This is a genomic window from Mycobacterium sp. E3298, assembly GCF_001666895.1.
Classification (GTDB): Bacteria; Actinomycetota; Actinomycetes; order Mycobacteriales; family Mycobacteriaceae; genus Mycobacterium.
In genome coordinates, this window is record NZ_LZJB01000512.1 from 1 (window position 1) to 5,229 (window position 5,229).

Here is a 5,229-nt window from a genome sequence, read left to right on the forward strand (position 1 = left end):
TGGTGCGGCGGCTCTGGGACAGCTGGGAAGACGACGCCGTCATCCGTGACGTGGCCACCGCGCGTTACATCGACCGCGACAAGCTGCACTACATCGACTTCGCCGGCAAATACTTCTCGGTCAAAGGCCCGTCCATCACCCCGCGGCCGCCGCAGGGCCAGCCAGTGGTGCTGGCGCTGGCGCACGCGACGCGCGCCTACGATTTCGCCGCCGCAGGCTCCGACGTCGTGCTGATCACCCCGCACGACGACGACTCGCTGCGCTCGATCTTGCACGAAGTCGCCCAAGCGGAGCGCTCGGCGGGGCGTGCGCTGAAGGTGTACGCCGATCTCGTCGTCTCGCTGGGGGAAGACCCATTGACGCCCCCCGCCGCCATCTCCTCCGACGCGCACGTGTTCGCCGGCAGCGCAAGCGATTTGGCCGATCTGCTCCTGCGCTGGCGGGACGCCGGCGTCGACGGGGTGCGACTGCGGCCCGCGGTCAACGCGATCGACCTGCCCGCGATCGTCGATGAGCTGGTGCCGCTGCTCCAGCGTGCCGGAGTGTTCCGCACCGCCTACCGCGACGGCGAAACACTGCGCGAACGCCTCGAATTGGCTCCCGCACCCAACCGCTACGCGGCGGTGGCGCCGTGACCGTGACCCCGCTGTCGATCCTCGACCTGTCCCCGATCACCGCCGGGTGCGACCCCGCGACGGCGCTGCGCAACACCATCGACCTCGCCCAGAACGCCGAACGATGGGGCTACAAGCGCTACTGGCTCGCCGAACACCACTTCGTCGCGGTGGCCAGCTCGTCGCCGGCGGTGCTGATCGGCCAGATCGCCGCGGCCACCGACCACATCCGCGTCGGCTCGGCCGCGGTGCAGATCGGCCACACGACACCGGTCGCGGTCGTGGAGAGCTTCGGCATTCTCGATGCGCTGTACCCGGATCGCATCGACATGGGCCTGGGCCGATCCGGGCAGCGACGCACGGAGGCCGCCGCGTCGCCGCCGGTGGCGTCCCCGTCGGCGCCTCGGCCGTGGACCGACGTCGAGGGCATCGTCATCCCCGCGCCGTTCGACCCCACGGCGCTGATGAAGAGCGACCGGATGCGGGCCCAGGCCTCGGTGCTCGCCCAGCCGTGCGCGCAACCCGCCGACTTCGGTGAGCAGATCAACGCCATCGAAGCGCTGCTCGACGGCACCTACAGCGTCGACGGTCACGAATTGCACGCCGTCCCAGGCGAACGCGGGCAGCTGACACCCTGGATATTCGGCAGCACCCGCGGCCAGAGCGCGGATGTCGCCGGTGCCCGCGGGCTGCCGTTCGTCGCGAGCTACCACATCACGCCGGGCACCGCCCTTGACGCGATCGCCGCCTACCGCGACGCCTTCCGGCCGTCCGCCCGGCTGGACAGGCCCTACGTGGTGGTCTCCGCCGATGTCGTCGTCGCCGAGGACAGCGCCACCGCGCGGCACCTGGCGGCCGGCTACGGCCGCTGGGTCCACTCGATCCGTAGCGGGCAGGGCGCGATCCCCTACCCCGATCCCGACCTCTGCGAACCCCTCACCGACGACGAACTCGAGCTGGTGGCCGACCGCACCGCAACGCAATTCGTCGGTAATCCCGACGAGGTCGCCGATCGGCTGGAACTGCTGCGCCGGGTGAGCGGGGCCGACGAACTCGTGATCACATCCGTGACGCACCGGCACACCGATCGACTGCGCTCGCACGAGCTGATCGCCAAACGATGGGGGCTGACCGGATGAGCGCGCGAACGATCAAGCGCCGCAAGCAGATAATTCTCGGCGCGCATTTTCCCGGGGTGAACAACACCACCGTGTGGTCCGATCCGGACGCCGGCAGCCAGATCGCGTTCGAATCTTTCGTGCACCTGGCCCGAACCGCCGAGCGCGGTCTGTTCGACTTCTTCTTCCTGGCCGAGGGGCTGCGGCTGCGCGAACACCGCGGCAAGATCCACGACCTCGACGTAGTGGGCAGGCCCGACACCTTCACGGTGCTCGCCGCACTCGCCGCCGTCACCGATCGGCTCGGCCTGGCCGGCACCATCAACACCACCTTCAACGAACCTTACGAGGTGGCAAGGCAATTCGCGACCTTGGATCACCTCTCCGACGGCCGCGCGGCGTGGAACATGGTCACCTCGTCCGACGCGTTCACCGGGGAGAACTTCCGCCGCGGCGGGTTCCTCGACCACGCCGACCGGTACAAACGGGCCGAGGAATTCATCACCGTCGCCCGGCGGTTCTGGGACGGTTGGGCGCCTGATGCGGTGGTTACCGACGTCGATGCCGGCATCTACGCCGACCCCGCCCGGATCCACACCGTCGAACACCACGGTGCCCAGTTCGACGTCCGCGGCGTGGCCTCTCTCCCCGCCGGCCCGCAGGGCCATCCGGTGTTGCTGCAGGCCGGTGACTCCAGCGATGGCCGAGACTTCGGCGCCCGGCACGCCGATGCCCTATTCACGCTGCACGGATCGCTGGAGGCGGGTCAGCGCTACTACGCCGACGTCAAGAACCGCGCCGTCGCCTACGGGCGGGCCCCCGACCAGCTGAAGGTCCTGCCCGGCGCGACGTTCGCGCTGGGTGACACCCCGGAGGAGGCGGAGGATCACGCGCGTCACATCCGTGAGCAGCAGGTCAGCGGCCCGACGGCGATCGCCTTCCTGGAGCAGGTCTGGGGAATCGATCTCTCCGCCTACGATCCCGACGGGCCGCTGCCCGACGTCGACCCCGTCGAGAATCCCGACATCACCCGGGGACGCGTCCGCCACGGCGACCCGAAGACCGTCGCGGCGACGTGGCGGGCCCGCGCGCAGGCCGAGAACTTGTCGATCCGGCAACTGATCATCGAGGTGACGAGTCGCCAGCAGTTCGTCGGGACACCGGCGCAGGTTGCCGACGAGATCGATCGCCACGTGCAGTTGGACGCCTGCGACGGCTTCATCCTGGTGCCCCATCTGACGCCACGCGGCCTCGACGAGTTCGTCGACAAAGTGGTACCGCTGTTGCAGGAACGCGGTAGCTTCCGCGCCGCATATCGTGGCGCAACGCTGCGCGAACATCTGGGCCTGCCGCCGGTGCCGGGCTGGTCGACTGGCCGCGTGGGCGTCGCGGTGGGCGGCTGACGGCCCCTGCCGGCGCTTCAAACGCTCTTCAAGATGCGTTCACCGCGATCGACGCTACGGTTGCCCTACAGGGCCGAGTCACCGGAAGTGAGATTGCGATGTACGACGCACACGCACCGCGGATCCCGCCGGCACTCGCCGCGCCGAGCCTCAACCGGGGAGTCGGCTTCACGCACGAGCAGCGGCGGCAGCTCGGGCTGACCGGACGGCTTCCGTCGGCGGTGCTGACGCTCGACGAGCAGGCCGACCGGGTCTGGCATCAATTGCAAAGCCTGGCAACAGATCTGGGCCGCAACCTGTTACTGGAGCAGTTGCACTACCGCCACGAGCTGCTCTACTACAAGGTGCTGGAAGACCACCTGCCCGAGCTGATGCCGGTGGTCTACACACCCACGGTCGGAGAGGCCATTCAACGGTTTTCCGACGAGTACCGCGGACAGCGCGGGCTCTTTCTGAGCATCGACGAGCCCGACGACATCGAGGCGGCGTTCGAAACCTTCGGGCTGGAGTCCGACGACGTGGACCTGATCGTGTGCACGGACGCCGAAGCCATCCTGGGCATCGGCGACTGGGGGGTGGGCGGCATCCAGATCGCGGTGGGCAAGTTGGCGCTGTACACCGCCGGCGGCGGCATCGACCCGCGCCGCTGCATCGCGGTCTCCCTCGACGTCGGCACCAATAACGAGCAGCTGCTGCAGGATCCGTTCTATTTGGGCAATCGGCACGCGCGAGCCCGCGGCGAGGAGTACGACGAGTTCGTCAACCGCTACATCGAGGTCGCACACCGGCTGTTCCCCAAGGCCATCCTGCATTTCGAGGACTTCGGGCCGTTGAACGCGCGACGGATCCTGCGCGACTACGGCGAGAAGTACTGCGTGTTCAACGACGACATCCAGGGAACCGGCGCGGTGGTCGTGGCGGCCGTGTACGGCGGCTGCCATCTCACGGGTGTGCCGATGCGCGACCAGCGGGTCATCGTCTTCGGGGCCGGAACCGCCGGGATCGGGGTGGCCGATCAGATCCGTGACGCCATGGTGTCCGACGGCGCCACCCTCGAACAGGCGACGGCACAGATCTGGCCCATCGACAGGCAGGGCCTGCTGTTCGACGACATGGACGATCTGCGGGATTTCCAAGTGCCCTATGCGAAGAACCGTGCCCAGCTCGGTGTGACTCCCGGGAACCGGGTCGGCTTGGTGGAAGCCATCAAGCTCGCCTCCCCCACGATCCTGCTGGGCTCCTCGACCGTTTTCGGCGCCTTCACCGAGAAGGTCGTACAGGCCATGACCGCGTCGTGCGAGCGCCCGATGATCTTCCCGCTGTCCAACCCGACCTCGCGAATGGAAGCCATGCCGGCCGACGTGCTGCAGTGGTCCGACGGCAAGGCGCTGATCACCACCGGCACCCCCGTCGCACCGATCGAATACGACGGCACCACCTACACGATCGGGCAGGCCAACAACGTGCTGGTGTTCCCCGGAATCGGGCTGGGCATCATCGTGGCGGGGGCCCGGCTGCTCACCAAGGGAATGCTGCAGGCCGCAGCGAAAGCCGTTGTGCGACAGGCAAGTCCGTCGGCTCGCGGGGACTCGTTGCTGCCGGACGTCAAGGACTTGCGCGCCATCTCGACGGCGGTCGCCGAGGCCGTCTATCACGCCGCGGTCGACGACCAGGTGGCGACGCGGACGCACGCCGACCCGCGGCAGGCCGTCCTCGACGCGGTATGGACCCCGGCGTACGACTGAGCGGCTTTCCGATGAGACGCCTCGCAGCGCATGCGCGCCGCTCGCCGAGGCTGTAACCCTGCAGGCCCGCACTCGCGCTTTGGCTGCAGATTTACAGGCTCGACGCTGAAAGGTGGGAGAACCGGTCACCGCTTGTCGCGGACGCTGCCGTGGCCAACTGACGCCCGGGCGGATGGTGGCCTTTGGCGCCTTCGTTGAGAAGTTCGGAGCTGGAGGCCCTTGTACCGGAGAGACGGCGGCCAGAGCGCCGGACACCGAGTCTGAGCCTTGCTCCCCCGCCTGGACTCGAACCAGGAACCTATCGGTTAACAGCCGAACGCTCTGCCAATTGAGCTACAGGGGATCAACA

4 protein-coding genes and 1 tRNA gene are annotated in these 5,229 nt (G+C 68.3%); 4 read left to right on the forward strand and 1 reads right to left on the reverse strand.

Going from position 1 to position 5,229, the window contains the following annotated elements:
* From A9X05_RS23630 to A9X05_RS23645, 4 genes are all read left to right on the forward strand, one after another.
* Window positions 1–635 (forward strand): LLM class flavin-dependent oxidoreductase (locus A9X05_RS23630; protein WP_156736932.1); only part of this gene is annotated, 635 nt, incomplete at its 5' end.
* Entirely contained in the window at window positions 632–1,753 is a 1,122-nt protein-coding gene (locus A9X05_RS23635; protein WP_067784353.1) for an LLM class flavin-dependent oxidoreductase, read from the forward strand. The genes A9X05_RS23630 and A9X05_RS23635, both read left to right, overlap by 4 nt.
* A complete protein-coding gene (locus tag A9X05_RS23640; RefSeq protein ID WP_067784360.1) occupies window positions 1,750–3,135 on the forward strand; it encodes an NtaA/DmoA family FMN-dependent monooxygenase in 1,386 nt (461 codons plus the stop codon). The genes A9X05_RS23635 and A9X05_RS23640 overlap by 4 nt, the downstream gene beginning before the upstream one ends.
* 98 nt (window positions 3,136–3,233) lie before the next feature.
* Complete coding sequence (locus A9X05_RS23645; RefSeq protein ID WP_067784358.1) at window positions 3,234–4,880, forward strand: NAD-dependent malic enzyme; 1,647 nt, start codon at window positions 3,234–3,236, stop codon at window positions 4,878–4,880.
* A gap of 270 nt (window positions 4,881–5,150) precedes the next feature.
* Here A9X05_RS23645 and A9X05_RS23650 read toward each other — a convergent pair.
* Window positions 5,151–5,223 (reverse strand) — tRNA-Asn (locus tag A9X05_RS23650).
* Window positions 5,224–5,229 lie beyond the last annotated feature (6 nt).